General features: G+C 68.6%; 25 protein-coding genes. 13 read left to right on the plus strand and 12 right to left on the minus strand.

Annotation, left to right across the window (positions count from 1 at the left end; genetic code table 11):
* Positions 1-57: 57 nt before the first annotated feature.
* On the minus strand, positions 58-1,452 hold the full coding sequence (locus tag AC0L6G_RS15050; protein WP_293825257.1) for a UDP-N-acetylmuramate--L-alanine ligase: 1,395 nt from the start codon (positions 1,450-1,452) through the stop codon (positions 58-60).
* A 68-nt stretch (positions 1,453-1,520) separates the two neighbouring features.
* On the opposite strand from AC0L6G_RS15050, the gene AC0L6G_RS15055 reads away from it, so the two are divergent.
* The 6 genes from AC0L6G_RS15055 (at position 1,521) to AC0L6G_RS15080 (ending at position 9,042) form a co-directional block, all read left to right on the plus strand.
* Entirely contained in the window at positions 1,521-2,357 is an 837-nt protein-coding gene (locus tag AC0L6G_RS15055) for an LD-carboxypeptidase (RefSeq protein ID WP_293825259.1), read from the plus strand.
* 261 nt (positions 2,358-2,618) lie between these two features.
* A complete protein-coding gene (gene dnaG, locus AC0L6G_RS15060) occupies positions 2,619-4,481 on the plus strand; it encodes a DNA primase (RefSeq protein WP_293825261.1) in 1,863 nt (620 codons plus the stop codon).
* Positions 4,482-4,556: 75 nt separating this feature from the next.
* Positions 4,557-6,503, plus strand: coding sequence for an RNA polymerase sigma factor RpoD (gene rpoD, locus AC0L6G_RS15065; protein ID WP_293825263.1), 1,947 nt, complete (start codon positions 4,557-4,559; stop codon positions 6,501-6,503).
* 190 nt (positions 6,504-6,693) lie between these two features.
* Positions 6,694-7,536 (plus strand): hypothetical protein, encoded by an 843-nt coding sequence (locus AC0L6G_RS15070; protein WP_473252550.1) that lies wholly within the window; start codon positions 6,694-6,696, stop codon positions 7,534-7,536.
* A gap of 264 nt (positions 7,537-7,800) precedes the next feature.
* Complete coding sequence (locus tag AC0L6G_RS15075; protein ID WP_473252551.1) at positions 7,801-8,556, plus strand: extensin-like domain-containing protein; 756 nt, start codon at positions 7,801-7,803, stop codon at positions 8,554-8,556.
* Between the two features lie 36 nt (positions 8,557-8,592).
* Entirely contained in the window at positions 8,593-9,042 is a 450-nt protein-coding gene (locus tag AC0L6G_RS15080) for a hypothetical protein (RefSeq protein ID WP_473252552.1), read from the plus strand.
* A gap of 17 nt (positions 9,043-9,059) precedes the next feature.
* Here the strand turns inward: AC0L6G_RS15080 and AC0L6G_RS15085 are convergent, their stop codons facing one another.
* The 3 genes from AC0L6G_RS15085 to AC0L6G_RS15095 are packed head-to-tail and all read right to left on the minus strand — an operon-like array spanning position 9,060 to position 10,325.
* On the minus strand, positions 9,060-9,407 hold the full coding sequence (locus AC0L6G_RS15085) for a DUF1428 domain-containing protein (protein WP_293825270.1): 348 nt from the start codon (positions 9,405-9,407) through the stop codon (positions 9,060-9,062).
* A 22-nt stretch (positions 9,408-9,429) separates the two neighbouring features.
* The gene (locus tag AC0L6G_RS15090; protein ID WP_473252553.1) at positions 9,430-9,912 is read right to left on the minus strand and encodes a VOC family protein; all 483 of its coding nucleotides are present in this window, start codon (positions 9,910-9,912) and stop codon (positions 9,430-9,432) included.
* Complete coding sequence (locus tag AC0L6G_RS15095; protein ID WP_473252554.1) at positions 9,909-10,325, minus strand: VOC family protein; 417 nt, start codon at positions 10,323-10,325, stop codon at positions 9,909-9,911. Before AC0L6G_RS15095 ends, AC0L6G_RS15090 begins: the two co-directional genes overlap by 4 nt.
* A 79-nt stretch (positions 10,326-10,404) precedes the next feature.
* Between AC0L6G_RS15095 and AC0L6G_RS15100 the strand changes: the two genes are divergently transcribed.
* Positions 10,405-11,064, plus strand: coding sequence for a winged helix-turn-helix transcriptional regulator (locus AC0L6G_RS15100; RefSeq protein ID WP_473252555.1), 660 nt, complete (start codon positions 10,405-10,407; stop codon positions 11,062-11,064).
* Between the two features lie 10 nt (positions 11,065-11,074).
* Here the strand turns inward: AC0L6G_RS15100 and AC0L6G_RS15105 are convergent, their stop codons facing one another.
* On the minus strand, positions 11,075-11,284 hold the full coding sequence (locus AC0L6G_RS15105; protein ID WP_473252556.1) for a flagellar basal body rod C-terminal domain-containing protein: 210 nt from the start codon (positions 11,282-11,284) through the stop codon (positions 11,075-11,077).
* A 217-nt stretch (positions 11,285-11,501) separates the two neighbouring features.
* Between AC0L6G_RS15105 and AC0L6G_RS15110 the strand changes: the two genes are divergently transcribed.
* Positions 11,502-13,385 (plus strand): DEAD/DEAH box helicase, encoded by a 1,884-nt coding sequence (locus AC0L6G_RS15110; protein WP_473252557.1) that lies wholly within the window; start codon positions 11,502-11,504, stop codon positions 13,383-13,385.
* A 121-nt stretch (positions 13,386-13,506) separates the two neighbouring features.
* Here the strand turns inward: AC0L6G_RS15110 and AC0L6G_RS15115 are convergent, their stop codons facing one another.
* Both AC0L6G_RS15115 and rpmB read right to left on the minus strand, forming a co-directional pair.
* Positions 13,507-15,243, minus strand: coding sequence for a M1 family metallopeptidase (locus AC0L6G_RS15115; protein ID WP_293825282.1), 1,737 nt, complete (start codon positions 15,241-15,243; stop codon positions 13,507-13,509).
* Between the two features lie 109 nt (positions 15,244-15,352).
* Positions 15,353-15,649 carry a 50S ribosomal protein L28 gene (gene rpmB, locus AC0L6G_RS15120; RefSeq protein WP_291538448.1) on the minus strand — a complete coding sequence of 99 codons (297 nt, stop codon included), beginning with the start codon at positions 15,647-15,649 and terminating at the stop codon, positions 15,353-15,355.
* Positions 15,650-15,873: 224 nt separating this feature from the next.
* Between rpmB and AC0L6G_RS15125 the strand changes: the two genes are divergently transcribed.
* The gene (locus AC0L6G_RS15125) at positions 15,874-16,383 is read left to right on the plus strand and encodes a DUF3617 domain-containing protein (RefSeq protein ID WP_293825284.1); all 510 of its coding nucleotides are present in this window, start codon (positions 15,874-15,876) and stop codon (positions 16,381-16,383) included.
* A gap of 12 nt (positions 16,384-16,395) precedes the next feature.
* On the opposite strand, the gene AC0L6G_RS15130 is transcribed toward AC0L6G_RS15125, so the two are convergent.
* The 3 genes from AC0L6G_RS15130 to fdxA form a co-directional block, all read right to left on the minus strand.
* A complete protein-coding gene (locus AC0L6G_RS15130) occupies positions 16,396-16,791 on the minus strand; it encodes a hypothetical protein (RefSeq protein WP_291538444.1) in 396 nt (131 codons plus the stop codon).
* Between the two features lie 113 nt (positions 16,792-16,904).
* Positions 16,905-17,435 (minus strand): CarD family transcriptional regulator, encoded by a 531-nt coding sequence (locus AC0L6G_RS15135; protein WP_055753908.1) that lies wholly within the window; start codon positions 17,433-17,435, stop codon positions 16,905-16,907.
* A 300-nt stretch (positions 17,436-17,735) separates the two neighbouring features.
* Positions 17,736-18,077 carry a ferredoxin FdxA gene (fdxA, locus tag AC0L6G_RS15140; protein ID WP_291538428.1) on the minus strand — a complete coding sequence of 114 codons (342 nt, stop codon included), beginning with the start codon at positions 18,075-18,077 and terminating at the stop codon, positions 17,736-17,738.
* A gap of 185 nt (positions 18,078-18,262) precedes the next feature.
* On the opposite strand from fdxA, the gene AC0L6G_RS15145 reads away from it, so the two are divergent.
* Positions 18,263-18,889: a YceI family protein gene (locus tag AC0L6G_RS15145; protein ID WP_473252558.1), complete on the plus strand. Its 627-nt coding sequence runs from the start codon at positions 18,263-18,265 to the stop codon at positions 18,887-18,889.
* A gap of 30 nt (positions 18,890-18,919) precedes the next feature.
* Here AC0L6G_RS15145 and AC0L6G_RS15150 read toward each other — a convergent pair whose 3' ends face one another.
* On the minus strand, positions 18,920-19,195 hold the full coding sequence (locus tag AC0L6G_RS15150; protein WP_291538422.1) for an RNA-binding S4 domain-containing protein: 276 nt from the start codon (positions 19,193-19,195) through the stop codon (positions 18,920-18,922).
* The gene (locus AC0L6G_RS15155) at positions 19,192-21,678 is read right to left on the minus strand and encodes a helicase-related protein (RefSeq protein WP_293825292.1); all 2,487 of its coding nucleotides are present in this window, start codon (positions 21,676-21,678) and stop codon (positions 19,192-19,194) included. Before AC0L6G_RS15155 ends, AC0L6G_RS15150 begins: the two co-directional genes overlap by 4 nt.
* A 245-nt stretch (positions 21,679-21,923) precedes the next feature.
* Here AC0L6G_RS15155 and AC0L6G_RS15160 point away from each other — a divergent pair, with 245 nt between their 5' ends.
* The 3 genes from AC0L6G_RS15160 to AC0L6G_RS15170 are packed head-to-tail and all read left to right on the plus strand — an operon-like array spanning position 21,924 to position 24,498.
* Positions 21,924-23,861: a methyl-accepting chemotaxis protein gene (locus tag AC0L6G_RS15160; RefSeq protein WP_473253261.1), complete on the plus strand. Its 1,938-nt coding sequence runs from the start codon at positions 21,924-21,926 to the stop codon at positions 23,859-23,861.
* Positions 23,861-24,136 (plus strand): STAS domain-containing protein, encoded by a 276-nt coding sequence (locus AC0L6G_RS15165; protein WP_291538418.1) that lies wholly within the window; start codon positions 23,861-23,863, stop codon positions 24,134-24,136. Before AC0L6G_RS15160 ends, AC0L6G_RS15165 begins: the two co-directional genes overlap by 1 nt.
* Positions 24,133-24,498, plus strand: a complete 366-nt coding sequence (locus tag AC0L6G_RS15170) for a response regulator (protein WP_473252562.1) — start codon at positions 24,133-24,135, stop codon at positions 24,496-24,498. The genes AC0L6G_RS15165 and AC0L6G_RS15170 overlap by 4 nt, the downstream gene beginning before the upstream one ends.
* Positions 24,499-24,524 lie beyond the last annotated feature (26 nt).

Genomic DNA, 24,524 nt, shown 5'->3' on the forward strand with positions numbered 1-24,524 from the left:
GGCGCTACCGGGAGTATGGATCCTCGCCACAGGGGCGAGGATGACGATTATTGAAGCTCAGCGCAGTCGTTCCAGCAAGTCCGCCGCGAACGTCGACAGGGTGTCGTCGCGGGCGCCCATCACGATGATCCGGTCGCCGGGACGAGCGGTCTCGACGATCCGGTCGCCGCAATCCCCTCGCGTGGCCAGGGCCTCGGCATGACGGCCGGCGGCGCGGACGCCGGCGGCGATGTCCTCCGACCCCACGCTGCGGTCGGCGGCGCCGCCGTAATAGACCGGCTGGGGCATTAGCAGCACATCGTCCTCGCGCATCAGCCCGGCGAGCCCTTCGATGAATTCGGCCTTCATCAGCTTCAGCGGCCCGAAGCCGTGGGGCTGGAACAGGATCAGCAGGCGTCCGTCGAAGGCGTGCAGGGTCTTCAGGGTGGCGGCGATCTTGTCGGGGTTATGGGCGAAGTCGTCGATGACGGTGATGTCGTTGACGGTCCCGACCACCTCCATGCGGCGACGGATGCCGGCGAAGGTCTCCAGCGCCCTGACCGCCTCGGCCGTCGGCACGCCCAGCGCCCGGACCGCGCCCAGCGCCGCCAGGGCGTTGGCGACATTGTGGGCGCCGGGCACGTTCAGCACGACGTCATGCTCGCTCCAGCCCTCGATCAGGCGGAACCGCATCCCCGTCGGCAGGGGTTGCAGGTCGTGTGCGGACAGGTCGGCCTTCTCCTCGCCGAGGGCGAAGGTGATCGTCTTGCCCGCAGGCAGCATCTGGGCCAGGGCGGCCGTCTCGGGATTGTCCAGGTTCAGCACCGCCGTCGCGGCCCGCCGGGTGAAGCCGCCGAACAGGTCGCGCAGCTCCTCCATCGACTTGTGGTCCAGCGAGATGTTGGACACCACCGCCACCGTCGGGTCGTAGCGGGCGATGGAGCCGTCGCTTTCGTCCACCTCCGCCACGAACAGGTCCGGCCCGCCGATCAGGGCGCTGGCGAACGGATGGTCGGCGTCGGCGAAGTTCTTCATCACCGCCCCGTTCACGACGGTGGGGTTGCGCCCGGTCTGGTGCAGGATCCAGGCGACCATGCCGGTGATGGTCGACTTGCCGCTGGTGCCCGCCACGCCGACGGAGGTCGGGGCGGCGTTGAACAGTTCGCTGAGCAGTCGGGGCCGGGTCTTGATCGTCGCCCCCACGCGCCGGGCTGCGCCGATGTCGGGCACCGTGTCCTCGACCGCGCCGGTGGCCACCACGATCTGGTCCGCGCAGGTGACGCCCGACCCGTCCTGGGGATGCAGGACGACGCCGTGGGCCCGCAGCCAGTCGAACTTCTCGGGCGTGCGGCCCTGGTCCAAGGCGCGGTCGGAGCCTTCGATGGCGGCGCCGCGCGCCTGGACGATCAGGGCCAGGGGCAGCATCCCCGATCCGCCGATGCCGCAGAAGAAATAGGAGGCGTCTTCGTTCATGCCTCCTTAGAACAGGGGATCGGGCCGGTCCGCCAGTGGGGATCGCAAAATCGACGAAGAAGACGGGCGTGAACGCTAACACCTTCAAGATCGGCGTGGTCTGCGCCAGTTCGCGGTTCTCGAAAGAACGGGCGGACCGGATCGACGCCTGGATGGCCGAACACCATCCCGACCGCGACGTATCGGTGGTCTTCCACCCTGCCTGCTTTCTTAAGCACGGCCATTTCGCGGGCGACGATCGGGCGCGCGCCGAGGCCTTCGTCGAATTCGCCAACGACCCGCGGCTCGACGCCATCTGGTTCGCGCGCGGCGGTTACGGCGCCTGCCGCATCGCCGAGGCGGCGATCCCGCGCCTGAACGCCGTCGCCCGCAAGAAGCGCTACATGGGCTATTCCGATGCGGGCAGCCTGCTGGCGGGCTTGTACAAGGCGGGCTTCGAACACCTGGCCCACGGACCGATGGCCTCGGATTCGGTGCGGCGCGACGAGACGGCGAGGGGCGCCCTCGCCTGGCTGACGACCGGCCGCACCGACTGGATCGAGCCGTCGCTGGCCGCCGATCCACGGCCCGCCGTCGCCTTCAACCTGACCATCATCGACCAGTTGACCGGCACGGCGCTGGAGCCCGACCTGACCGGCCATGTGCTGATGCTGGAGGAGGTGGCCGAGGCCGCCTATCGGATCGACCGGATGATGTTTCATTTGACGGGGCAGGCGTCGATCCGGCGTGTGGCCGGAATTCGCCTGGGGCGTGTTTCCGATATCACGCCAAACGATCCCGATTTCGGACAGACTCCGGAGGAGATCGTTCGATACTGGTGCCTGAGGTCGGGCATTCCTTACCTCGGAACCGCCGATATCGGGCATGACGGCGCCAACAAGGTCGTGCCGTTCGGTCGCCGGTGAGACGAAGCGTGCGCGGCGAAAAGGACACAGTCTCGCCTTGATCCGCATCGATGCCCCCGCCGGCCTCTCGACAGATCGCCGATCCTTGCGTCAGATGCAGGTCCGCGAGGCGTTAGGACTTCGTTAGCCAAGGCGTTGGGGGACGCGGCGGCTACGCCTTCTGCGATGCGGCGGTTCGTTCGGACTTCGGGGGATGCCCGGACGAGCCGCCTGATCGTCCCGATATCGACCTGGAGACCGACTGGGCCTAAGGATCGCCGGGTGCGTTTCGACGAAAGATTCATCGATGAACTGAAGGCCCGCCTTCGGCCGTCCGACGTGATCGGGCGGACGGTGAAGCTGAAGCGTCAGGGGCGGGAATACGTCGGCCTGTCGCCCTTCTCGAAGGAAAAGTCGCCGTCCTTCTTCGTCAACGACGACAAGGGCTTCTTCCACGACTTCTCGTCGGGCAAACACGGCGACATCATCTCCTTCCTGCAGGAGACGGAGCGGCTCAGCTTCGTCGAGGCGGTGCAGCGTCTGGCGGGCGAGGCGGGGATGCAGCTTCCCGCCGAAGACCCCAAGGAGGCCAAACGCGAGCAGAAGCGGGCGGGCCTGTCGGACTGGATGGACCTGGCCCAGAAATGGTTCGCCGCCAATCTGCGCCGCACGCCCGGCAAGGCGGCGCGCGAATACCTCGAAAAACGCGGCCTGCCCGAGGACCAGTGGGAGCGGTTCGGCCTGGGCTATGCGCCCAACGACCGCGAGGGGCTGAAACAGGCGCTGGTCCAGCGCGGCGCCCGGCCCGCCGACCTGGTCGAGGCGGGCCTGCTGATCGCGCCCGAAAGCGGCGGCCAGCCCTATGACCGATTCCGCGATCGGCTGATGTTCCCGATCCTGGACGCGCGCGGGCGGATCGTCAGCTTCGGCGGCCGGGCCATGAACCCCGACGACCGGGCCAAATATCTGAACGGCCCGGAAAGCCCGCTCTTCCACAAGGGCGCGACCCTGTACGGCCTGCCCGAAGCACGTCGGATCCTGGGAGCCGAAAGCAAGAACGACCAGGCCGTCATCGTGGTCGAAGGCTATATGGACGTCATCGCCTGCCAGCGCGCGGGCCTGCCGGCCGTGGCGCCGATGGGCACGGCCCTGACCGAGGAGCAGATGGAGCGGCTGTGGCGCATCTCGTCCGAACCGGTGCTGTGTTTCGACGGCGACGCGGCGGGCCTGCGCGCCGCCTATCGCGCCATCGAACGCGCGCTGCCGCTGCTGAGGGCCGGGCGATCCTTCCGGTTCTGTCTGCTGAGCGGAGGACAGGATCCCGACGACATCCTGCGCGACAAGGGGGCGCCCGCCCTGCGCCAGGCCCTGTCCGAAACCCACGGCTTCGCCGAGGTGCTGTTCCGGCGCGAACAGGACATCGAACCGCTGGACACGCCCGAGCGCAAGGCCGGCTTCAAGGCGCGTTTGCGCAGCGCCGCCTCCGCCATCCAGGACAGGGACCTAGCCGAACAGTATCGCCGCGACCTGTTCGAACGCTTCGACGCCCTGTTTCCGCGCACGCCCCAGCGCGCGCTTTGGACGCCGGGGCAGGGCGGGCGCGGCCGGTTCGGCCCCCCGCCCAAACTTGGCCAGACCGTCGAGGGGGCCCAGGCCATGCAATCGCTGTTTCGCGCCATCGAGCCGGTGCCCGCCGCCCTGGCCCACGGCGCCATCGACGATCCCGAGCGGATGGACGACCATCTGGAAGAGATTTCGGCCCACGGATTCGGCGACAAGGGGTTGGATGGACTGGCGCAGGAACTGGTTCGTTTGCGTCTGTCTGGGCAGAGCCTTGACTCCGCCGCCCTGCGACGCCATCTGGCGCAATCGGGTCATGATGCCTTAGTGCGCGAGGTCGAGAAGGCGGCGGCGAAGTCCGGCGCGCCATTCCTGGCCGCAAATGCGCCCCTCGCCGAGGCAAGGGTCCGATGGTCGCAGGCGTTCGACGCTTCGACGCGGGTCGCCGCGTTGGAGGACGCCTTGTCCCAGGCGCGTGGCGTGCCTGGGCAGGATGAGGCGTTCCGCAGGCTTAAGGCCGAGCGGGATGCGCTTCGCCGTGCGATCAAAGCCGGGACGATTTGGGAAGACAGCGCGGGCGCGTAACCTTACGCCCCGCCGGGCATTGTATTTTTCGCCGGGGCGGATTGATCACCCCCTCCGGCTGGAGACAGACCGACTATGAACGCACAGACCGAGACGCAGGACGCCGAGGTTTCGACCGACGGGCCCCTGCTCGATCTGACCGACGCCGGCGTCAAGAAGTTCATCAAACAGGCCAAGGCGCGCGGCTATGTGACGATGGAGGAGCTGAACAAGGTCCTGCCGTCCGAAGAGGTCACGCCCGACGCCATCGAAGACACCCTGGCCATGCTGTCGGAAATGGGCGTCAACGTCGTCGAGGCCGAGGAGGACGCGCAGGAGCAGCAGTCCACCGACGTGGCCGCCGCCGCCGGCACCGCCGTTGCCGAAACCCCGGCCAAGGCCGCCTACGACCGCACCGACGACCCGGTGCGCATGTATCTGCGCGAAATGGGTTCGGTCGAACTGCTGAGCCGCGAGGGCGAGATCGCCATCGCCAAGCGGATCGAGGCCGGGCGCGACGCCATGATTTCGGGTCTGTGCGAAAGCGCCCTGACGTTCGAGGCCATCATGGTCTGGCGCGACGAACTCGAGAACAACCGCATCCTGCTGCGCGAGGTCATCGACCTGGACGCCACCTACGGCGTGCTGAACCCGTCGTCCCTGCCGGGCGCCGCCCAGCCGGAGAGCGAAGAGGGAGAAGAAGCCGAGGAAAAACAAGTCTCTGAGGACAAGCCCGAGTCCGATGACGATGATGAGGATGATTTCGACGATGGCGGCGGCATGTCGATCTCGGCGCTGGAAGCGGAGCTGCGCGACGGGGTGATGGAGGTTCTGAACCTGATCGCAGCCGATTTCGGCGCCTTCCGCCAGCTTCAGGACAAGCTGGTCCAGGCGCGTCTGAAGGGCGAGGCGCTGAGCGCCAAGGACGAAAAGGCCTATCAGGCGCTGACGACGTCCATCTCGGATCGTCTGAAGACGATGAAGCTGAACAACAACCGCATCGAGGCGCTGGTCGAGCAGCTTTACGCCATCAACAAGCGGCTGATCGGCCTGGAAGGCCGGCTGCTGCGCCTGGCCGACAGCTACGGCATCTCGCGGCCCGAGTTCCTGAAGGCCTATTTCGGCTCCGAACTGGACCCCGCCTGGACCGAGCGGATCAAGGAGCAGGGCGTGCGCTGGACCAAGTTCAGCGACAACGAGGCCAGCCAGATCGCGACCATCCGCTCGGATGTCGCCGCCGTGGCCCTGGAAGCCGGCCTGCCCATCGACGACTATCGCCGCATCGTCCAGACCGTGCAGAAGGGCGAGCGCGAGGCCCGCCAGGCCAAGAAGGAGATGGTCGAGGCCAACCTGCGCCTGGTGATCTCCATCGCCAAGAAATACACCAACCGCGGCCTGCAGTTCCTGGACCTGATCCAGGAGGGCAACATCGGCCTGATGAAGGCGGTCGACAAGTTCGAGTATCGCCGCGGCTACAAGTTCTCGACCTACGCCACCTGGTGGATACGCCAGGCGATCACCCGCTCCATCGCCGACCAGGCGCGCACCATCCGCATCCCGGTGCACATGATCGAGACGATCAACAAGATCGTCCGCACCAGCCGCCAGATGCTGCACGAGATCGGCCGCGAGCCGACCCCGGAAGAGCTGGCCGAAAAGCTGGCCATGCCGCTGGAGAAGGTCCGCAAGGTCCTGAAGATCGCCAAGGAGCCGATCAGCCTGGAAACCCCGATCGGGGACGAGGAAGACAGTCACCTGGGCGATTTCATCGAGGACAAGAACGCCGTTCTGCCCATCGACGCCGCCATCCAGTCGAATCTGCGCGAGACCACGACCCGCGTGCTGGCGTCCCTGACCCCGCGCGAGGAGCGGGTGCTGCGGATGCGCTTCGGCATCGGCATGAACACCGACCACACGCTGGAAGAGGTCGGCCAGCAGTTCAGCGTGACCCGCGAACGGATCCGCCAGATCGAGGCCAAGGCCCTGCGCAAGCTGAAACACCCCAGCCGGTCGCGCAAGCTGCGCTCCTTCCTGGACAGCTGAAGACGATCAGGGGCGGCGCCGAAAGGGCCGCCCCTTTTTCGTTCGGCGGGCCGGATCGACCAGGGCGCCCAGCGAGGGCCGAAGGGCGTGAGACTCAGGAGAGAATTGGACGACGGATTTTGTGGGATTCCGGCGACTGCGACGACGGCCTGCGACCGATTTTGGCGACTCGGGAGACCAGGATGTCGCCATGGAACATTATCGTCTGAGAAAATATCGCGGCCCCGAGGTCTGGAAACGGGTGCGCGCGGCCTATGAGGCCGGAGAAAGCGGCGCGTCCGTGGCGCGTCGGTTCGACGTGGGCCTGGCCAATCTGAGGAAGAAGTCGCAACGCGAGGGATGGAGCCGAAAGGACGTCGCCTCGCGCCTGGATCGCGAACTGGAGCCGGCGCGGACGGGCCCGACGCTGGGCCCGACGCCGGCCCCGAAGCCGGCCGACATCGCCCCGGCGCCGCCGGTCGATCCCCGCAAGGCGGTGGAGGAGGCGATGCAGCGCGCCGGCGGACTGCTGGTCCAGGGGCGCGGCGAGGAGGCCCAGGTTCTGGTGCGATCGGCCGAGGCGTTGGCGCGACTGGCGGATCGCGCCGAACCCGCCAAGGCCGCCCAGGGCGACGACGAGGCGCTCTCCGAGGACGATCTGGCCCAACTGATCGCCCAGCGCGACGCCGACATCATCGGGGAGGCGACCAGACTGGCGCATGCGATGCTGATGGACCAGCCGATGGGCGAATCCGCGCGATACGGCGCCTTTCTCTATCACTGGCGGGCGCGTCATCTGGGGCCGGAGGCGACGGCGGCCGACTTCGCCCATGCGGTCGACGGGGGCTGGGCGCCCAACTATTTCGACGCGGAGGGCCGGTTGAGGCCGTTGCCCGAGCCGATCACGCCGCTGGGGATGATGGTGGCCCAGCATCTGAGGCGCGCGCCGAAGTTCGACGCCATCCCCGGCTGGCGTCACCCCCTGACGATGGATCTGGACTATGCGGGGCCGATCGACGATCGGCCGCCTTCGGATGGCCCCGGAATCGACTAGGTTCAATCGACATTCGTAAAGACAGGCGTCTCGGCGCGTCATTCCGGGGCTGAGCAGAGCGAAGAACCCGGAACCGAGGGCTGCAGTCGCGCTGTCTAACGCCTCCAAGGCCTGACGCCCGCCTCCTGGGTTCCGGGTTCGTCCTTCGGACGCCCCGGAATGACGTTCATGGGCTGAATGTCGATTAAACCTCGAGCGTGATTCACCGCATCGATGAAATCGCGTAGCGATTCCATCTCACGGATCAGGCTCTAGGATGGCGAAATGTCATCGCCCCTGTCTCCGCCTCGATTCGGCCGTGCGGTCGCCTCGGTCGCCCTGGTCGCCGTCCTGATCCTGAGCGGCTGCGTGCGGCGACCGCCCGAGCCCCTGCGGCCTTCGCCCTATCCGTCGCGCCCCGAGGCGCCGCTGACGGGCGGGCTGGTGGATCGCCCCATCGACGGCGGCACCCAGGCGCTGGTGGTGCGCGAGGCGCGCGACCTGGGCCGCTGCCTGGCCGAACTGAACGCCGCGCGGGTGCGGTTCAGCCCCGTGCCGGATCGCCGGAACACCGCGACCTGCGGCCTGAGCCAGGGCGGCGTGCTGGGCGCGGACCTGGGAACGGTGGCGCGCATGGCGCCGGGCGACGTGGAGATGACCTGCCAGACGGCCCTGGCGCTGAGCATCTGGCGGCGCCAGTCGCTGGAGCCGGCGGCGCGCGAGATCCTGGGCTCCGACGTGGTGCAGATCGACCACATGGGGGCCTACGCCTGCCGCAATGTGAACAACGGCGTCGGATCGAACCGCATCAGCGCCCATTCCCAGGCGGCGGCCCTGGACTTCGCCGGCGTGCGGCTGCGCGACGGGCGGCGCATCACGGTGACGCGCGACTGGTCGGGCGACACGCCCGAGGCGCGGTTCCTGAGGCGCATCCGCGACGACGCCTGCCGCATCTTCGGCACGACGCTGAGCCCCGATTACAACGCCGTCCACCACGACCACCTGCATCTGGAAGCCACCGACACGCGTTTCTGCCGCTGAGGCGCGGCCAGAGTCGGTCGCTGGAAGGAGCGGCGCGTGGCGAAACGGTTGAAGGTCTTCACCTGGTCGGACGGGTTCCACGCCTTCACGGTGGCCGCCAGCTCCCGACCGAAGGCGCTCCAAGCCTGGGGCTCCCGCCAGGATCTGTTCGCCACCGGCCTGGCCAGCGAACTTGACGGCGGTCCCGACTATGAAGCGGCCCTGGCGGCGCCGGGCGAGGTGATCGAGCGCGGCCTGATCATCGATGTCGGCGAGATCGGCAAGGCGGCCGCGCCGAAGAAGGCCGCCGGTCCGTCCAAGGCGCGGCGTGAAAAGATCGCGCGGCTGGAGGCCGAACTGGAGACCCTGGACGCCGAGCATGGCGAGGCGGAGGCGGCCCTCGCCGACCGGCTGAAGGCCCTGCAGGACGAGCAGGCCGCGCTGGAACGGGCCCATGCGGAACGCCGCAAGACCCTGCTCTCGGCCTTGAAGGCGGCGCGGCGCTGAGGCGCGCCGATGGCGTCCTACGCCGAAAAGACGGTTTCGAAGCCGCCCCACATCATCCGCTTGCCGTCGAACGGCATGTCCATGTCGGCGAAGCCGGGGTCGTTCTCCATCTTCGACCAGCAGGCGTCGGCGGTGGCGCGGTCGGGCCAGGTCAGCCAGGAGAAGACCACGACCTCGCCCGGTTCCAGCTTCACCGCCAGGGGAAAGCTGGTCAGCTTGCCGTCGGGCACATCCACGCCCCAGGTCTCCACATGCGACAGGGCGCCGTATTTCTGGAACAGGGGCCAGGCCTTTTCGGCGGAACGGATATAGCGGTCCTTGTCCGCCGTCTTCACCGGGGTCAGGAAGCCGGTCACATAGGTCATCGGTCGTCTCCGTCTTGGGGTTTCAAAGGTCCGCGACCGCGCGGTCCAGCGCGGCGATGTCGATCCTGCCCATGGTCATCATGGCCGTCATGGCGGCCCCGGCGCGCGCGGGATCGGGATCGGTGATCAGGTTCATCAGGCGTCGCGGCGTGATCTGCCACGACAGGCCCCAGCGGTCCTTCAGCCAGCCGCAGTCGCTTTCGCGGCCGCCGTCGGCGGTCAGGGCGTTCCACAGCCGGTCCGTCTCGGCCTGGTCCTCGGTCATGACCATGAAGGAGACGGCCTCGTCGAAGCTGAAGGCCGGGCCGCCGTTCAGCGCCAGATAGTCCCGTCCCGCCAGCACGAACTGGACGGTCAAGACCGATCCCGCCGGGCCCGAAGGCGTGTCGACGGGCGAGCGGTTGACGGCCGTGATCCGGCTGTCGGGCAGAAGCGAGACATAGAAGCCGACGGCCGCCTCGGCGTCGCCGTCGAACCACAGGCAGGGGACGATCTTGTCGGTCATTTCGGTTCGCCGCCGACGGCGGCGGGGTCCATCCACATGACTTCCCAGATATGGCCGTCCGGGTCGGCGTAGCTGCGGCCGTACATGAAGCCGTGGTCCTGGGTCGGGGTGGGGTCGGGCCCGCCGCCGGCCCGTTCGGCCCGGCCGACCACAGCATCCACCGCCGGTCGGCTGTCTTGCGACAGGCACAGCAGGACCTGGGCCGAGGCTTGGGCGTCCGGGATCTGGCGGTCGGTGAAGGTGCGCCATTTGTCGTGGGTCAGCAGCATGACGTGGATCACGTCGGAGATCACCATGCAGGCGGCGGTCTCGTCGCTGAAGACGGGGTTCCGGGTCGCGCCGACCGCTTCGTAGAAGGCGATGGACCGGGCCAGGTCGGCGACCGGCAGGTTGATGAAGATCAGCTGGGGCACGGCGTTTCCTCTTCTTGTTATTTGCGCAGCCTGCTCCCCGACATTATTATAGTCAACCATGAAGTTAGAAAAAATAACCGTGAAGGCGGGCCGACGCTATCACGACGCCTGCGGGGCGGCCCACGGGCTGGATTTGATCGGAGAACGCTGGGCGCTGCTGGTGGTGCGCGAACTGATGATGGGGCCGCGCCGGTTCGGGGACCTGAAGAAGGACCTGCACGGCGTTTCGGCCAATGTGCTGACCCAGAGGCTGGAGGGTCTGGAGGCCTCGGGCGTGCTGCGGCGACGCAGGCTGGCCCCGCCCGCCTCGGTCCAGGTCTATGAGCTGACCGACTGGGGCTATGAGATCAAGCCGGTGTTCATGGTGCTGGGGCGCTGGGCGGCGCGCTCGCCCCTGCACGACCCGACCCTGCCGATCAGCGCGGTCTCCCTGATGATGTCGTTCGAGACGATGTTCGATCCGGTCCTGGCCGGGGATGCGACGATGAGCCTGGGTTTCGTCTTCGGCGAGGAAGCGTTTGTCGTGCGTATCGAGAATGGAACGATCACGACCCGGCGCGATGCGGCTGACGCCGCCGATGTGATTCTGACGACCCAGCCGCCGCTGGCCGCCGCCTGTGTGTACGGCAAGGTCCCCCCCGCCGCCTTCGAGGCCGAGGGGGCGATGACCCTGACCGGCGATCGGGCCGTGTTCGACCGTTTCGTGGGCTTCTTCATCCTGCCGGAGAAGGCGGGGTGAGGGGCGCGGATCAGGCCAGGATGTCCAGCAGGGTTCCGGTCATGTCGTCGGCGGTTCGGGCGACGGCGGCGTTGGCGGTGAAGGCGGTCTTGGCTTCGATCCGCTCGACGGTTTCCTCGGCCAGGGCGTCGAGCGGCCACTGGGCCGTTCGGCGCGCGCTGTCTTCGAAACGGGCCTGGGCGTTCATCATTCCGGCGGCGGCGATGGACAGGACTTGCATGGTCGGGCTCCGGGCGGGGCGGAAACCGGGATGTTCCGTCGTCGAAACTGCGGCTTTCGGGTCAACATCGCCTGAAGGAACAGGGTGAACGGCGTTTTCCGCCCCGCTTCAGCCTTTATCCGTGTATAGAGCGTCGCCATTCGCCCGGCCTGAGGTCTGACCTCGGCCGGGCGCGGTCGTTTCGGCGACCGCCCTTGTCCGTTTGCCCAGGTTTCCCATGCCCTTTCCCGCCGTCCACCCCGCGCTCGACCGCGCCCTGATCAACAAGGGCTATGCCGAGCCGACCCCGGTCCAGGCCGCCGTGCTGGAGGGCGAACACGCCGAGCGCGACCTGCTGGTCTCGGCCCAGACCGGATCGGGCAAGACGGTGGCCTTCGGTCTGGCGGCGGCGCCGACCCTGTTGGGCGACAAGCCGATCTTCGGGCCCGGCGGCGCGCCGCTTTGCCTGGCGATCGCCCCAACGCGCGAACTGGCCATGCAGGTCGCGGCCGAGCTGCAATGGCTGTACGCCGACTCGGGCGCCAAGATCGCCACCTGCGTCGGCGGCATGGATGCGCGTCGCGAAGCCCGCGCCTTGAGCTTCGGCGTCCATATCGTCGTCGGCACGCCCGGCCGCCTGAAGGACCACATCGACCGGGGCAACCTGGATCTGTCCGAACTGAAGGTCGCCGTTCTCGACGAGGCCGACGAGATGCTGGACATGGGCTTCCGCGAAGACCTGGAACACATCCTGGACCAGGCGCCGGAGAGCCGCCGCACCCTGCTGTTCTCGGCCACCATCGCGCGCGACATCGCCACCCTGGCCAAACGCTACCAGAAGGACGCGGTGCGGATCGACGCGACCGACAAGTCGCGCCAGCACGCCGACATCGAATATCGCGCCTATCGCATCGCCCCGAACGAGATCGAACATGCGGTGGTCAACACCCTGCGCTGGTTCGAGGCGCCGCGGGCCATGGTCTTCTGCTCGACGCGCGACAGCGTGCGTCACCTGCAGTCCTCGCTGCTGGAGCGCGGCTTCTCGACCGTCAGCCTGTCGGGCGAGATGGGCCAGCGCGAGCGCACCGACGCCCTGCAATCGCTGCGCGACGGCCGCGCCCGCGTCTGCGTGGCCACCGACGTCGCCGCGCGCGGCCTGGACCTGCCGGACCTCGGTCTGGTCATCCACGCCGAACTGCCGATGAACCGCGCCGGCCTGCTGCACCGTTCGGGCCGCACCGGGCGGGCGGGCAAGAAGGGCGTCTCGGTCATGCTGGTCCCGCATTCGCGCCGCCGCAAGGCCGAGCGCCTGATGGACGAGGCCGGGATCGAGGCCGTCTGGTCCGGCGCCCCGACCTTCGACGAGATCCGAAAGGCCGACGAGGATCGGCTGCTGTCGCCCTCGCACTTCGAGGCCGAGGTGTCCGACGAGGACATGGTCGTGGCCAGGCGGATGATCGCCGAGCGCACGCCCGACGAGATCGCCGCCGCCCTGGTGCGCCTGCTGCGCAAGGAGCAGCCGGCGCCGGAAGAACTGTCCGATCCGGGCGCCGATCGCGGCCCTGGCAAGCGCGATCGCATGGTGCGCAACGACGACGGTACGGCCGCCCAGCCCTGGCCGGGCGAGCGCCTGGGCGCCGACGACGTGGTCTGGTTCCGTCTGGACGTGGGCCGCAACAAGAACGCCGACCCCAAATGGCTGATCCCGCTGATCTGCCGCATCGGCGGCATCTCCAAGCCCCAGATCGGCGCCATCCGCACCTTCCCCGAAGAGACGCGGTTCGAGGTCGCCAAGACCCACGAGAAGGCCTTCCGCGAAGCCGTCGCCGCCTCCAGGGACGAGGTGAAGATCACGCCGTCGGAAGCTCCGACGCCCGGTTCGATGAAAGCCAGCCGCTTCGCCGGCAAGCCGCGCGAGGACGGCGACCGCCCGTTCAAGAAGACCCCCTACAAGCGCGCCGACAACGCCGAGGGCGACGCCCGCCCGCCGTTCAAGAAGAAGCCCTGGGCGCCGAAAGCCGACGGCGGCAAGCCGGCGGGCGACAAACCCTTCGCCAAGAAGCCGTTCAAGGCCAAGCCCGGCTTCAAGAAGGACGGCTTCAAGGGCAGGTCAAAGGGTTAGGTCTCGACCTTCCGGCCATCCTCGCGAAGGCGAGGTCCAGTTCCTGTGCGAGGCGAGGCGCGGACCTTCTGTCTGCGTTTGAACGCCAGAACGCGAGGCCCCGCTTTCCCGGGATGAGCGGCTACCCAGCCTTTGCGCGGGCCGCCTTGTAGGCTTGGAGGGCGTCGATCACGTCCATCTGGCGCAGCACCTTGTTCTGCGGGTCGATCAGGACATGGGCGCCGGCCGGAACCGGGATCGACCCCCGGCCGCCCGTCATGGCCACCGTTTGGACGCGGCCGTCGATCTCGACCTCCACCGGCATGGGGAAGGCCGCCCCGTCGCCGGTCGTCCAGTCCAGCCGCAGCACCCCATCCTCCACCGTCTGGTTCAGCACCGGCAGGGCCGCGTTGTAGAGATAGCCGCGGAAGAACCAGCCGTAATCCTGGCCCGTGACGGTGTTGACGATCTCCAGAAAGTCGCCGGTCGAACGATACAGCGGGGCGAAGGCGCCGGGCCTCGGATCGGGCCGCCCATAGACCAGCCGCGTCAGCGCCTCGTGGAACGCCGCGTCCCCGATCAGCATGCGCAGGGAATGGCTGATCAGCGAGCCCTTGGAATAGATGTCGGCGCCCGGTCCGACGTCGCCCTTGTAGACCTCGTCCTCGGTCTTGGGCGCGCCCGAGACGACGGGAAATTTGTTGATCAGCCCTTCGCGCTGATTGGCCAGTTCGCGCTGCATGTAGCGGTCGCCCAGCAGCCAGCGCGCATAGAGCGGCTGCATGTAGCTGCCCAGGCCTTCGTGAAGCCACATGTCGTCGGCGTTCTGGTTGGTCAGCTGGTTGCCGAACCATTCGTGGGCGAACTCGTGCTGCAACAGCCAGTCGTAGCCCCGGCCGTCGATCTTGTAGCCGTTGCCATAGGCGTTGATGGTCTGGTGCTCCATGCCCAGGTGCGGCGTCTCCACCACCCCCATCTTCTCGTCGCCGAAGGGATAGGGGCCGACTGTGGCCTCGAAGAAGTCCAGCATTTTCGGGAACTGGGCGAACAGGGCCTGGACCTGTTCCGGCGCGTCCGACTTCAGATGCCAGTAGGCCATGGGGATCGTGTTGCCGAAGCGGCTGCGATATTCGCCCGCGACCTCTTCATAGGGACCGACGTTCAGGGCGATAGCGTAGGTGTTGGGCGATTTCGCCGACCAGTTCCAGGTGGTCCAGCCGTCGCCGTGATCGACCTTGCCCAGGAAACGGCCGTTGGACGGCGCCGACAGGTCGGACGGCACGGTGATGTGCAGGTCGACCCGGCCCGGCTCGCCGTGCGGGCTGTCGATGCAGGGCCAGAAGATGTCGCAGCCCTCGCCCTGGACGGCCGTGGCGATCCAGGGTTCGCCCGTCGGCGCCGTGGACCAGACGAAGCCGCCGTCCCATGGGGCGCGGGGCGCCACGCGCGGCTGGCCGGCGTAGGCGATGCGCAGGGCGGTCTTCTGTCCGGCCGCCAGCGGGCGGGGCAGGGCGACCGTCAGCCGCCCCTCCGGGTTGGACCAGCGGTCGGCGGGAACCTCGACCCCGTCCACCTTCACCGAGGAGATGGTCAAAAGCGTATCCAGCTCGACCGCCAGCCGGTCCAGCGGGGCCGTCGCGGTGAAGTCCAGCACGGCGACGGCGTCGATGGCCTTGTCGGCGGGAATGATCCTGATCGCCAGATCGGCCTTGTCGAACCGCATCGCCCTCTGTTCAGGCGTGAGCGGCTGGTCGGTGGCCAGGGTGAAGCCGGTCGATTCGCGCGCCGTCGGGGCCGGCGGCCGGGGCGCGGTCGCGCAAGCCGTCAGGGCGGTCAGGGCCGTGAGGCTGGCGGCGGCGAACAGGGCCTTGATGCGCATCGGACTTTCCCCTTCGGTCTGGCGACAAGGCTAGCGCGGCCAGGACGGCGCGCAAAGAAAAAGGCCGGCGTTTCCACCGGCCTTTCCAGAATAAGAATAGCGTCGCAGCTTAGGCGGCGGCCTGCTCAGCCAGCTTGGCGCGAACCTGGCGCTTGATGCGCTGGGCGGCGATCGACAGCTGCTCGTCGCGGGCCTTGACGATGAAGGCGTCCAGGCCGCCCTTGAAGTCCAGGGTGCGCAGGGCGGCGTTCGAGATGCGCAGGCTGAAGGTCTGGCCCAAGGCGTCCGAAGTGACCTTGACCGTCTTCAGCGACGGCAGGAAGCGGCGCTTGGTCTTGATGTTCGAGTGGCTCACGTTATGGCCGACCATCGGGCCGATACCGGTGAGTTCGCAACGACGCGACATCGTCAGATCCTTAAGGTGCGGCGTTCGCCCCCAACCGTGGGAGCAGACGCATGAAACAGTTGCGCGCGGGAACCAGCCCGCGCGAGAGGGGCCGTATAAGGGAAGAGGCGGTTCGGCGTCAAGTCGAGTCTGGACCGGAACGGCCGATCCTTCGTCGATGGGGCGCAATCCGGGGAACATCGCCGTTCAGGCCTCGTTCAAATCGCCTCGCTATGACCCATATCATGAACACCTCCGCTGAACAGAAGGCCGCCATGTCCCGTCCGTCGCTGATCGACCGCCTGCCCAAGAGGGCGCTCGCCGTCCTGGCCCCGGTGATGGCCGGCGGCGTCATGCTGGCCGCCCCGGCCCTGGCGCCCGCCCAGACCCCCGCCCAGTCCGAAGTCCTGCCCGGCTATTGGGAATACACCACCAGCGCCCTGGGCCAGCGCGACACCGAACAGCGGTGCGTGCGTCCCAGCGAGATCAATCGCTTCTTCGGCGGCCTGTCGACCAACAGGTGGCGCTGCACCTATCCGACGCGCGCGGTCGGGAACGGCAACGCCCGGTTCGAGGGGACCTGCCAGGACCGCAAGGGCCGCCGCATCGCCGTGCGCCTGAACGGGACCTATGCCGACACCAGCTTCAGCTTCCGCGGCGGCGCCCAGCTGGTGCGCGGCACCCCCTATATTCCCGCCAGCATCACCGCGCGCCGCCTCAGCGCCCAGTGCCCGGCGAACGCCCAGTATTTCTGAGGCCCAGGAGGATTAGACGGGTTCGGCCCGGGCGACGACATAGGTCTGGGTGTCGGCGCCCTGGGTCAGGCTGACATATTCGCCGACCCGGAACCGCTCGTCCGCCAGGCGGAAGCCGCGAACATCGTCGGCCTGCCCCGGCTCGAAATCCAGGAACCAGCGGTCGGGAGCGGCGTGGCGCAGCCGCCCGAAGGTCATGGTCGCCCCGTGGAAAAACCGCCTGACGCGGCACCGCTCGGGCGCCGCGCGCCAGATGGCGGCGTTCAGCCGGCGTTCGTCGTCCAGCGGCGCCAGGATGTCGTAGCCGATCTCGGCGTCGCCTTGGGGATGGCCGGGCTCGCGCGCCAGTTCCAGACGGATGTGATGAAACCCCAGCGGCTGGTCCTGGGCTTCGGCGGCGTCGGTCATGATCGGCTCCTTCGGTAGGCAGGGAGCCAGAACGGCGCCGGTCGCGCCTTGATGTCGGTCAAACGAAAAGGCCCCGGATCGCTCCGGGGCCTTTCGTCGGTTTCGCCTCGACCTCAGGCCGCTTCGGCGGTCGGGATCGGCTTCTTGGCGCTTAGGGACTTGGCCAGCAGTTCGACGGCGGCGTCCTTGTCGATCTTGTTGGCGGCGGCGACTTCGCGCGCCATGCGGTCCAGGGCCGATTCATAGAGCTGGCGCTCCGAATAGGACTGTTCCGGCTGGGTGTCGGCGCGGTGCAGGTCGCGGACCACCTCGGCGATGGAGATCAGGTCGCCCGAGTTGATCTTGGCCTCGTATTCCTGGGCGCGGCGCGACCACATGGTGCGCTTGATGCGGGCGCGGCCCTTCAGCGTGGTCAGGGCCTTGGTCACGACATCGTCGGCGGCCAGCGAGCGCAGGCCCGCCGTCACGGCCTTCTTGGTCGGGACGCGCAGGGTCATCTTCTCGTGGTCGAAGGTCACGACATAGACTTCCAGCGACATGCCGGCGACTTCCTGCGTCTCGATCGCCGCCACCTTGCCGACGCCGTGCGCGGGATAGACGACCGCGTCGCCAACCTTGAACTCCAGACCAGTCTTGCTCGTCATATTCGTCCTTTCCCGGTCAGGGACGGGCGAAGCGAAGGCGCGTCGAACGCCAACAGGGTCTCGCCCGCCGGATCGCGCCGTCGGTCGGACAATGCTGGGCGTCAAATGCGGAAACGGATCACCAAACCTCTGGCCGATCCCGTCCATGGGCGGGATTCTGTCGCAAACACGGGCGGCGCGAAGGTTTCGCGGACCGCCCGATCCAATGAAACAGAACCTATCACAAATCTGCGGAATTTCAAAACGTCCACAAGGCGGACGTGGACTTGCGGCAAGGCTTGGTCGCGGCGTGGCCGGGGTTCAGGACCCCTTGCCCGGTTTGGGGCTGAAGTATTTCTCGTATTTCCCGGTCTCGCGTTCGTACTGTTCGCGATCGGCGGGGGGCGTGCCCTTGACGGTGATGTTGGGCCAGACCTTGGCGTATTCGGCGTTGATCTGCAGCCACTTGCCGTCCGGCTCGTCCTCGGTGTCGGGCACGATGGCGTCGACCGGGCATTCCGGCTCGCACACGCCGCAGTCGATGCATTCGTCGGGCGCGATGACCAGGAAGTTCTCGCCTTCGTAGAAGCAGTCCACCGGACACACCTCGACGCAGTCCATGAACTTACATTTCACGCAGGCGTCGGTGACGATGTAGGTCATTGGGCGAAGAGCGGGCGTCGAACTGTGGGCGGGAGGCCTGCGACATGGCGGCCACGCAACCAACTGTCAACAGCGGGGCTTAAGCCGAGAGACGTTCTCAAACTCGCCGTGTCGAGACTTGACAACCGTCAGGCTTAATCGCAACTGTGTTGATTGCATATCTATCTTCCTTCAAAGGACATCCCATGCGCACGCCCTTCATGAAATACGCCCTGGCCGGCGCCCTGGCCCTCAGCCTCGCCGCCGGCGGGGCCGTGGTCGCCCAGGCCGCCCTGACCAAGAACCCGGCCGAAGTCACCGCCGGCGACTACGAACTGGAATCCAGCCACGGCAAGATCACCTGGTCGGTCGATCACTTCGGCCTGTCGACCTATACGGGCCAGTTCGTGAACGTGAAGGCCCAGCTGAAGCTGGACCCGGCCAATCCGTCGGCCTCGACCCTGACGGCCACCATCCCGCTGACCGACGTGGCGCCGAACGACGAGGCGCTGAAGCGTCACCTGCAGACGGCCGACTTCTTCGACACCGCCAACCACCCCACGGCGACCTTCGTGTCGCGTTCGGTCACGGTCGATCCGTCCGACCCCAACGAGGCGACCGTGGTCGGCGACCTGACGCTGAAGGGCGTGACCAAGCCCGTCACCATCGAGGTCGAGTTCAACGCCGCCGGAACGGTCATGGGCGCCTACAAGGCCGGCTTCGACGGTGAAGCCACCATCAAGCGTTCGGACTTCGGCATCAACTACGCCCTGCCGGCCGTGTCCGACGAGGTGAAGCTGCACATCGAAGGCGAGTTCGTGATTCAAAAGTAGGGCTGTCGCGCTTTCGCGCAGATCGCGCCCTCAAGACGTAAGGGCGTAGAGGGCGCGGGCCTCCTCGGCGGGTCCGCGCCTGTCTCCCAAGGCTTCCACGCGCAGGCTGGTGACGCGCCCGTCCCGGGCGAAGGTCAGCAGGTCGCCGACGTGAACGCAGCGGCTGGCCTTGTCCAGCCGCGTCTCGCGCCCATGATGCGTCAACCGCACCGCGCCGCGTTCGACCAGATCGGCGGCCAGTCCCCGCGTCTTCACGAACCGCGCGCGCCACAGCCAGATGTCGATGCGGCAGGCGTCCTCGCTCAAACCTTCGCCTTTCGGCGGGAGCGGCGGCGTTTGGCGCGGGCGGGCGGCGCCGTCAGCACGGCCAGGGCCGCGAAGGGCGAATCCTTCACCGGCCGGGGCGCCGCGCCCGGCCTGTCGGGCCGGCGGGCGCGCTCGGTCTTCAGGGCGGCGACGATCTGTTTCGCCTGATCGGCGCTCCAGCCCAGATCGGTCAGGGCCTCTTCGGACAGCCGGCCGTGACTGGCCCCGCGCAGCGCGGCCATCTTCTCCAGCGCATCGACGGAGATCAGCCAGCGCCCCGCCTGGCGCAGGCCGTGCGCCGCCAACAGGCGCGCCGAGGGCGGTTCGGCCGGCGCGGAAATCGGATCGGGCGTGGCCGGGATCAGGGGGGCGGCGACGAAGGCTTGGGCGAAATGCCGCGCGCGGGGCTTCTGCAGGCCCGGCAGCCACACCGAATGGACGCCGACGCGGATGGCGAAGGTCTTCAGCGTGCGCCGCTCGACCTGGCTGAGCGCCGCCAGGTCGCGCTCCACCTCGCGCCGGTCGATCAGGCCCCCGGCCTCGATCAGGCGGAAGGCGATCCCGCGCGGCAGGCCCTTCAGGGCGCCGGTCTCCACCGCCTGGCGCAGGCGACGCAGATCGCGCAGCGCCCGGCCGGCCTCGGTCGCCAGCCAGGCCTCGATGCGCCGCCTGGCCCGCTCGCGCGCCGGCGTCGGCCCCAGTTCGCCCAGCAGCCGGACGGACGGCGAGAAGGGATCGGCGCCCTGCGGCGTGGCCATGATCTGCGCCGTCAGCACGCCGCGCCACAGCACCGCCCCGTCCGGCGCGACCGAAAAGGCGTCGTCCGCCTCGGCCGCCAGCCGCCCCAGCCGCCGGTTGATCTCGGGCGTCACGGCGCGCACGGCGGCCTGGCGCAGGGTGCGGTCCTCCAGCGCCGACGATCCCTTCTCCATCTGGAAGCGCACGCCCTCCAGCTGGCCGACGACCTGACCCTCGACCGTGACCTCGCCGTCGTCCGCCACGCCCGCAAAGGCGTCCTCGCGCACGTTCAGGGCGCGCATCAGGGCCGTCGTCCGGCGGTCGACGAAGCGCGCGGTCAAACGTTCGTGCAGCACGTCCGACAGCCGGTCCTCCAGCGCGCGGGTCTTGTCGCGCCAGCCCTTGGCGTCGTGGACCCAGTCGGGACGGTTGGCGATGTAGGACAGGGTGCGCACCGCCGACAGCCGCGCCGACAACTGGTCGATCTGGCCGTCGTCGCGATCGACCTCGGCGAAGCGCGGCGCCATCCAGTCGTCGGCCAGCCGTCCGCGCTTTCCGGTCAGGGCGGTGAAGACGTCCTTGGCCAGGCGCGCGTGCTCGTCCAGCGTCGTCTTCTGGAAGTCGGGCAGCTGGCAGGCTTCCCACAGCCGCATCACCGCCCCGCGCGACCGGCCGATCCGGGCGATCGCCTCGTCCTTGATCAGGCGGCGCAGCAGGGTCTCGTCCAGCGCCTCGGCGGTCAGGCTCAGTCCCGAACGCTGGGGCGTCACCGTCAAGGACCGCAACAGGTCGGGCAGGGTGTCGAAGTCCAGCCGGGCGTTCCTCCACTCCGCCGCCTCGACCGGATCGAAACGGTGTTCGACCACCTGTTCGACCAGATCGGGGTCCAGATCCTCCGCCTCGGCCGTGACGCCGAAGGTTCCGTCGCGCAGGTGGCGGCCGGCCCGCCCGGCGATCTGGCCGATCTCGTGGGCGTGCAGCCAGCGGGTCCGCCGCCCGTCGAACTTGCGAAGGCCCGCGAAGGCGACATGGTCCACGTCCATGTTCAGCCCCATGCCGATGGCGTCGGTGGCGACCAGGAAGTCCACCTCGCCCGACTGATACAGGGCCACCTGGGCGTTGCGGGTGCGCGGCGACAGACTGCCCATCACCACGGCCGCCCCGCCCCTCTGGCGCCGGATCAGTTCGGCGATGGCGTAGACCCGCTCGGTCGAGAAGGCGACGATGGCGCTGCGGCGGGGCAGGCGCGTCAGCTTCTTGGACCCGGCGTAGGACAGGGTGGACAGCCGATCCCGCGTCACGATCTCCACGTCCGGGACAAGGCGGCGGATCAGCGGCTCCATGGTCCCGGCGCCCAGGAACATTGTCTCGAACCGGCCGCGCGCGTGCAGCAGCCGCTGGGTGAAGACGTGGCCGCGTTCGGGGTCGGCGACCAGCTGGATCTCGTCGATGGCCAGGAACTCGACCGACCGCTCCAGCGGCATGGCCTCGACGGTGCAGACGAAATAGTGGGGGCGAGGCGGGACGATCTTCTCCTCGCCGGTGATCAGGGCGACCGCTGAGGCCCCGCGCTGGCGCACGATCCGCTCGTAGATTTCGCGCGCCAGAAGCCGCAGCGGCAGGCCGATCATGCCCGAGGCGTGACCCAGCATCCGCTCGACCGCCAGATGGGTCTTGCCGGTGTTGGTGGGCCCCAGGACCGCGGTGACGCGGGAGGGAGCCAGGCCTGCGGAGCGGTCGCTCATGACCGGGCTAAGGTGGCGACGATTCCCCGTCGGCTCAAGCGGCGCCGAGACGCTTCTTCTCGCCGTGTCTTTTCGCGTTTCGGACGGCGGCCGTCGGCTTCGCCGATCGCATTAATCATCGCCTCATCCTTGGGACGCATAATCCCGCCGTCAGCGACCGCGGCCCGCCGGCGTTTCGGGGCCGTGGCCTATTCGCTCTGAATGACGCGCCAATCGGGGGATGCGAGTTGAAGTTTATCGAGAACATGCCGGTCGGCCGAAAGCTGTTCGTGGCCTTCGGCCTGGTGCTCGCGGCCATCGCCGTGATGGGCGTGGTGGTCCTGTCCAGCGTGATGCGGCTGGAGGCCGCCGGCGATCGGCGCAGCGTCGAGAACAAGGCCAACCGCGACACCGCCACGGCCGAATTCTACATCGCCCGCCAGGAGAACGCCCTGCGCGGCTATCTGCTGTCGCAGGATCCCTATTATATCGAGCGGGTCGACGCACACCGCGCCAAATTCCTGGAGGCGATGCAGGCGCTGAAGGCCGATCTGCCCGCCGACCGCGCCGCGCCGATCGACAAGGCGATCGCGGCGAACGCCGTCTGGTACAGGGACGTCGCGCAGGGCAGCGCCGAACTGATGCGCGCGGGACGCGCCGCCGAAGCCGTCGGGATGGTCGGCCGTGCGGGCGCCGCCGACGTCCACATGGGCGCGCTGGAAGCCGCCGTGGACGAGATCAAGGCCTCCAACGCGGTCGCCCTCGAAGCCGCGCGCGAGGCGCAGGAGAGCGCGTCGCGCACCGCCCTGATCGGCGTCTTCGTCGGGCTGGCCGCCGCCCTTGTGATGGCTCTCGCCGTCGGCTTCGTGACCACCCGCGCCATCGTCCGCCCGATCTTCGTCATGATCGGCCATATGCAGAGGCTGATGGCCGGCGACACGGCCATCCAGATCGTCGGGGCCGACCGCAAGGACGAGTTCGGCAAGATGGGCCAGGCCATCGTCGCCTTCCGCGACGCCGCCGTCGACAAGCTTCGGGTCGAGCAGGAGGCCGCCGCCCAGCGTTCGTCGAGCGAGCAGGAGCGCGCCGCCAGCGAGGCGGAAAAGGCGCGCGAGGCCGAGGCGGACCGCGTGGCGATCCAGGCCTTGGCTCAAGGGCTTTCGGCCATGGCCAATGGCGACCTGACGCATCGGATCGAGGCGGAGTTCGCGCCCAAGGCCGCGCAGTTGAAGGCCGACTTCAACGCCGCGATCGCCCAGCTTCAGCAGGCGGTGGCGGTGGTGGCGGCCAATGTGGCGGGCATCCGCTCGGGCGCGGGCGAGATCAGTCAGGCGGCCGACGACCTGTCGCGGCGCACGGAGCAGCAGGCCGCCAGCCTGGAAGAGACCGCCGCCGCCCTGGATCAGATCACCGCCACGGTGAACAAGACCGCCATGGGCGCGCGCCAGGCCTCCGACGTGGTCCAGGCCGCGCGCGGCGACGCCGAAAAGAGCGGCGTGGTGGTTCGCGACGCCGTGTCGGCCATGACGGCCATCGAGACCTCCTCGTCCCAGATCGGCCAGATCATCGGCGTCATCGACGAGATCGCCTTCCAGACCAATCTGCTGGCCCTGAACGCGGGGGTCGAGGCGGCCCGCGCCGGGGACGCCGGCCGCGGCTTCGCCGTGGTCGCCTCCGAGGTGCGCGCCCTGGCCCAGCGCTCGGCCGAGGCGGCCAAGGAGATCAAGACCCTGATCTCGGCCTCGACCGGCCAGGTCGGCGCTGGCGTCAAACTGGTGGGCGAGACCGGCGAGGCCCTTCGGCGGATCGTGGACCGGGTGGCCGAGATCGACAGCCTCGTCGCCGAAATCGCCGCGTCGGCCCAGGAACAGGCCGTGGGCCTGGCCCAGGTCAATACGGCGGTGAACCAGATGGACCAGGTGACGCAGCAGAACGCCGCGATGGTCGAACAGTCGACCGCCGCCAGCCACTCCCTGGCCCAGGAGGCGGAAGGCCTCGAGGCCTCGGTCGCCCGGTTCCGCGTCGGCGCGGGCCAGCCGGCAGCCCCCGCCGCCGCCCATGTCGCCGCACGTGCGCCTGCCGCCCCCGCATCGGCCTCCCGTCCGACCCATCGCATGGTCGCGGCCCTGAGGACCCTGGGTCGCGGCGGCGCCGCCCTGAAGCCGCAACCCGCTCCCATAGAAGACGGATGGGAGGAGTTCTGATGGCCGAGACCCTGATCCTGCCCGACATACTGGACCTGAAGGCGGCCGCGCCGCTGAAGGCCGAACTCCTGGCCCGCCGGGGCCGGGACCTGATGCTGGATGCGTCCGGCGTCCAGCGGCTGGGGGGGCTGTGCCTGCAGGTCCTGCTGGCGGCCGCCCGCACCTGGGACGCCGATGGCGTCAACCTGAGGTTAGGTTCTGTGTCGCAGGCTTGGCGCGAACAATGGGCGGCCTTCGGCGCGCCCGGGCGGATCACCGAGGGGGCTGCGGCGTGACCAAGACCGTTCTGACGATCGACGATTCGCGCACCATGCGCGACATGCTCCTGCTGGCGCTGGAAGATGCGGGCTTTACCGTCATCCAGGCCGTGGACGGGGTGGAGGGACTGGAGACCCTGGCCGCGCGCGGCGCCGACGTCGTCATCACCGACATCAACATGCCGCGCATGGACGGCTTCGGCGTGATCGAGGGCGTGCGCGCCGATCCGAACCATCGCGCCACGCCTGTCCTGGTCCTGACCACCGAAAGCGACGCGGACAAGAAGGCGCGCGCGCGCGCCGCCGGGGCCACCGGCTGGATCGTCAAACCCTTCGACCCCGCAAAGCTGGTCGACGCCGTTCGCCGCGTCGCCGCCTGACCGCCAAAGCCCGCCGGACCCGTCGC

This window comes from Brevundimonas sp. D3-1P (genome assembly GCF_055809335.1).

Bases quoted from the DNA above. Each gene is read 5' to 3' on its own strand.
- AC0L6G_RS15050 (WP_293825257.1), bottom strand. From the start codon at position 1,452: ATGAACGAAGACGCCTCCTATTTCTTCTGCGGCATCGGCGGATCGGGG.
- rpoD (WP_293825263.1), top strand. From the start codon at position 4,557: ATGAACGCACAGACCGAGACGCAGGACGCCGAGGTTTCGACCGACGGG.
- AC0L6G_RS15070 (WP_473252550.1), top strand. From the start codon at position 6,694: ATGGAACATTATCGTCTGAGAAAATATCGCGGCCCCGAGGTCTGGAAA.
- AC0L6G_RS15075 (WP_473252551.1), top strand. From the start codon at position 7,801: ATGTCATCGCCCCTGTCTCCGCCTCGATTCGGCCGTGCGGTCGCCTCG.
- AC0L6G_RS15085 (WP_293825270.1), bottom strand. From the start codon at position 9,407: ATGACCTATGTGACCGGCTTCCTGACCCCGGTGAAGACGGCGGACAAG.
- AC0L6G_RS15090 (WP_473252553.1), bottom strand. From the start codon at position 9,912: ATGACCGACAAGATCGTCCCCTGCCTGTGGTTCGACGGCGACGCCGAG.
- AC0L6G_RS15105 (WP_473252556.1), bottom strand. From the start codon at position 11,284: ATGCAAGTCCTGTCCATCGCCGCCGCCGGAATGATGAACGCCCAGGCC.
- AC0L6G_RS15110 (WP_473252557.1), top strand. From the start codon at position 11,502: ATGCCCTTTCCCGCCGTCCACCCCGCGCTCGACCGCGCCCTGATCAAC.
- AC0L6G_RS15115 (WP_293825282.1), bottom strand. From the start codon at position 15,243: ATGCGCATCAAGGCCCTGTTCGCCGCCGCCAGCCTCACGGCCCTGACC.
- rpmB (WP_291538448.1), bottom strand. From the start codon at position 15,649: ATGTCGCGTCGTTGCGAACTCACCGGTATCGGCCCGATGGTCGGCCAT.
- AC0L6G_RS15125 (WP_293825284.1), top strand. From the start codon at position 15,874: ATGAACACCTCCGCTGAACAGAAGGCCGCCATGTCCCGTCCGTCGCTG.
- AC0L6G_RS15130 (WP_291538444.1), bottom strand. From the start codon at position 16,791: ATGACCGACGCCGCCGAAGCCCAGGACCAGCCGCTGGGGTTTCATCAC.
- AC0L6G_RS15135 (WP_055753908.1), bottom strand. From the start codon at position 17,435: ATGACGAGCAAGACTGGTCTGGAGTTCAAGGTTGGCGACGCGGTCGTC.
- fdxA (WP_291538428.1), bottom strand. From the start codon at position 18,077: ATGACCTACATCGTCACCGACGCCTGCGTGAAATGTAAGTTCATGGAC.
- AC0L6G_RS15145 (WP_473252558.1), top strand. From the start codon at position 18,263: ATGCGCACGCCCTTCATGAAATACGCCCTGGCCGGCGCCCTGGCCCTC.
- AC0L6G_RS15155 (WP_293825292.1), bottom strand. From the start codon at position 21,678: ATGAGCGACCGCTCCGCAGGCCTGGCTCCCTCCCGCGTCACCGCGGTC.
- AC0L6G_RS15160 (WP_473253261.1), top strand. From the start codon at position 21,924: ATGCCGGTCGGCCGAAAGCTGTTCGTGGCCTTCGGCCTGGTGCTCGCG.
- AC0L6G_RS15165 (WP_291538418.1), top strand. From the start codon at position 23,861: ATGGCCGAGACCCTGATCCTGCCCGACATACTGGACCTGAAGGCGGCC.